Origin of the sequence: Ramlibacter sp., from assembly GCF_013697775.1 — a bacterium.
Lineage (GTDB): Bacteria > Pseudomonadota > Gammaproteobacteria > Burkholderiales > Burkholderiaceae_C > Ramlibacter.
This window is the reverse complement of record NZ_JACCWG010000068.1, coordinates 1-3,781: the sequence shown is the minus strand read 5'-3', so window position 1 is coordinate 3,781 and position 3,781 is coordinate 1. Positions and strand designations below refer to the sequence as shown.

Below are 3,781 nucleotides of genomic sequence, written 5' to 3'. Positions count from 1 at the left end.
GCCGGCGCCCGCGCCCGCGCCCGCGCCCGCGCCCGCCAAGACGGCGTCGAAGTAAGAAGGGGCCGGACCGCATGCTCTCCCGCTTCTTCATCGACCGCCCGATCTTCGCGGCGGTGCTGTCCATCTTCATCACCATCGCCGGCCTGGCCGCGATGCGCTCGCTGCCGATCGCGCAGTACCCCGAGATCGCCCCGCCGGTGGTGACGGTGCAGGCCGTCTACCCGGGCGCCAGCGCCCAGGTGCTGGAGCAGACCGTTGCCGCGCCGATCGAGAACGCGATCAACGGCGTGGAAAAGATGCTCTACATGAGCTCCACGTCCGCCGGCAACGGCGTGGTGCAGATCCAGGTGACCTTCGAGATCGGCACCAACGTCAACCAGGCCGCGCTGAACGTCAACAACCGCGTCAAGCAGGCCGAGCCCAAGCTGCCGCAGGAAGTGCGCAGGCAGGGCGTGACGGTGGAGAAGGGCTCCTCGTCGTTCCTGCAGGTGCTGGCGTTCTATTCGCCCGACGCCCGCTACGACGACATCTACACCAGCAACTACGTCACCCTGAACGTTCTGGACCAGCTCAAGCGCGTGCCGGGCACGACCAACGTGCAGATCTTCGGCGCCAAGGACTACGCCATGCGCGTCTGGCTCAAGCCGGACAAGCTGGCGCAGCTGCGCCTGACCACCTCGGACGTCGCACGCGCCATCAACGAGCAAAACGCGCAGTTCGCCGCCGGCAAGGTCGGGCAGTCGCCCACCGGCGGGCCGCAGGAGCTGGTCTACACCGTCACCACGCGGGGCCGGCTGACCGAGCCGGCGGAATTCGAAGAGATCATCGTCCGCTCGAACCCGGACGGCTCGGCCGTGCACCTGCGCGACGTGGCGCGGGTGGAGCTGGGCGGCAAGGACTACGACTTCATCGGCCGCATCAATGGCCAGCCGGCCACGCTGGTCGGCGTGTTCCTGCAGCCGGGCGCCAACGCGCTGGACGTGGCCAAGGAGGTCAAAACCGTCACCAAGACGCTGGCGGCGCGCTTCCCGGCGGGGCTGACGTATTCCATCCCCTACGACACCACGCGCTTCGTGGAAGTGTCGATCCGCGAGGTGATCAAGACCCTGGCCGAGGCCATGGTGCTGGTGTTCCTGGTGGTGTTCATCTTCCTGCAGAACTGGCGCGCGACGCTGATCCCCACGCTGGCCGTGCCGGTGTCGCTGATCGGCACCTTCGCCGGCCTGCTGATGCTGGGCTACTCGATCAACACGCTGACCTTGTTCGGCATGGTGCTGGCCATCGGCATCGTGGTGGACGACGCCATCGTGGTGCTGGAGAACGTCGAGCGGCTGATGCACGAGGAGCACATGCCCGCGCGCGAGGCCGCGATCCAGGCGATGCTGGAGGTCACCGGGCCCATCATCGCCATCGTGCTGGTGCTGTGCGCTGTGTTCGTGCCCATCGCCTTCCTGGGCGGCCTCACCGGCGAGCTGTACCGGCAGTTCGCCATCACCATCTCCATCGCGGTGGTGATTTCCGGCATCGTGGCGCTGACGCTCACCCCGGCGCTGTGCGTGCTGATCCTCAAGCGCGAGCAGAAAAGCGACAACCGGGTGTTCGCCGCCTTCAACCGCGGCTTCACCAGCATCACGCGCCGCTACACCACGGGCGTGGGCTTCATCATCCGGCGCGGCGGCATCGCGGCACTGCTGTTCCTGAGCATGGTGCTGGTCACGGCAGGCCTGTGGCGCGTGACACCGGGTTCACTGGTGCCCGACGAGGACCAGGGCTTCTACATCGCCGCGGTCATCCTGCCCGACGGGGCCTCGCTGCAGCGCACCGACAAGGTGGTCAACGAGGTGCTGCAGGTCATCAAGTCCAACCCGAACAACCTGGACGCGATCTCCTTCGCCGGCTTCGACTTCCTGGGCGGCGGCTTCCGCAACAACGCGGCCACCATCTTCGTGACGCAAAAGCACTGGGACGAGCGCAAGGTGCCGGTGCAGGCGCTGGTGGGCGAGCTGTTCATGAAGACCGCCGGCATCAAGGAGGCGCTGGTGCTGGCCTTCAACCCGCCGCCGATCTTCGGCCTGGGCAACGCCGGCGGCTTCGAGTTCTACATCCAGAACCGGGGCGAGGGCGGCGCGGCGCGCCTGTCGGAGGTGACGCAAAAGTTCCAGGCCGGCGTGGCGCAGAGCAAGCTGCTGGCCGGCGTGCAGACGCTGTGGCGCGCCTCCACGCCGCAGCTGTACGTGGACGTGGACCGCTCGCGCGCCAAGGCGCTGGGCGTGCCGGTGGACACCGTGTTCGACACGCTGTCGGCCACGCTCGGTTCCTACTACGTCAACGACTTCAACAAGTTCGGCCGCACCTGGCAGGTGCTGATGTCGGCCGACCCGTCCTACCGCAAGCAGCCCGACGACATCGGCCGCATGTGGGTGCGCTCGGACAAGGGCGAGATGGTGCCGGTCTCGGCGATCGCCAACGTGCGCTATTCGGCCGGCCCCGAGTCGCTGGACCGCTTCAACAACCTGCCGGCGGTCAAGCTGTTCGGCCAGGGCGCGCACGGGGTGAGTTCGGGCCAGGCCATTGCCGAGGTTGAGCGCATCGCCAAGGAAACGCTGCCGCCGGAATTCAGCTACGACTGGGGCGGCGCCTCGTTCCAGGAGAAGCGCTCCAGCGGCACCTCGGGCATCGCGCTGCTGCTGGGCGCGGTGATGGTGTTCCTGATCCTGTCGGCGCAGTACGAGCGCTGGTCGCTGCCGCTGTCTGTTCTGCTGGCGCTGCCGTTCGGCACCTTCGGCGCGCTGGCGGCGGTGTGGATGCGCGGCATGACCAACGACGTGTATTTCCAGATCGGCCTGGTCACGCTGCTGGGCCTGGCGGCCAAGAACGCCATCCTGATCGTGGAATACGCCTCTCTGAAGGTGAGCGAAGGCATGACGGCCTCGGCAGCCGCGCTGGAAGCCGCGCGGCTGCGCTTCCGGCCGATCGTGATGACCTCGCTGGCCTTCATCCTGGGCGTGTTGCCGCTGGCCTTCTCGCATGGCGCGGGTGCCGGCGCGCGGGTGTCGGTGGGTACAGGGGTGATGGGCGGCATGCTCGCGGCCACCTTCCTGGCGATTTTCTTCGTGCCCTGGTTCTTCCGGGTGCTGGTGGACCGGCGCCTGCGCGAGCGGCGCTCCACCGAAGAGCTTCGCAGCGAGGCGCGGCTTGCGCACGAGCAGGCCACAGGGGCGCAGTCCGCCTGAAATCGAGATATTTTTCATGTCATCCAGCCCGGCCGCGTGCCGGGCTTTTTTTTGGGTGTATCTACCGCTTGTTACTCAACCATAGTGGTTTCTTAAACTGAAATGACTACCTATTTCACGATTCATTAACCAGTGGTTACGGAGCGTCGGAATAAGTTGGCAAAGTTTCCTGATTTGAACGTAGGCGTGTTCCTACGCCACAGGGGTTGACTCAGCCATTAGCAGAATCCGTTTTGCCACAGGGGAAAACCCTGCGGGGACCGGCAGCCGAGTTAAACAAATAGGGGTTCGGCGGCCGAGAGGAGTCAACGATGTGCCGCCCTGGATTCACGCCAAGAGTGCGTGGTCCAGGGGCGAGCGCACAACCATACGGATTTTCACAATGCATCGTCGTGCATTCGTGTTGGCGCCAGCCTGCGCCGCATTTGCCACCGCCTACGCTTACGGTCGCGTCTCGAAGACGCCCGCGCCCGCACCCGCACCCGCACCCGCACCCGCACCGGCGCCAGCGCCAGCGCCAGCGCCAGCGCCGGCTCCAGCCCCCGCGC

The 3,781-nt window shown here is 66.5% G+C and carries 1 protein-coding gene; it reads left to right on the top strand.

What is annotated here, in order from left to right; all coding sequences use genetic code 11:
* The first annotated feature begins 71 nt into the window (after positions 1–71).
* Positions 72–3,233, top strand: a complete 3,162-nt coding sequence (locus H0U68_RS03835; protein WP_296352849.1) for a multidrug efflux RND transporter permease subunit — start codon at positions 72–74, stop codon at positions 3,231–3,233.
* Positions 3,234–3,781: the final 548 nt, after the last annotated feature.

What these genes read in the sequence shown, in the direction of transcription:
- H0U68_RS03835 (WP_296352849.1), top strand. Translation starts at nt 72, where the DNA reads ATGCTCTCCCGCTTCTTCATCGACCGCCCGATCTTCGCGGCGGTGCTG.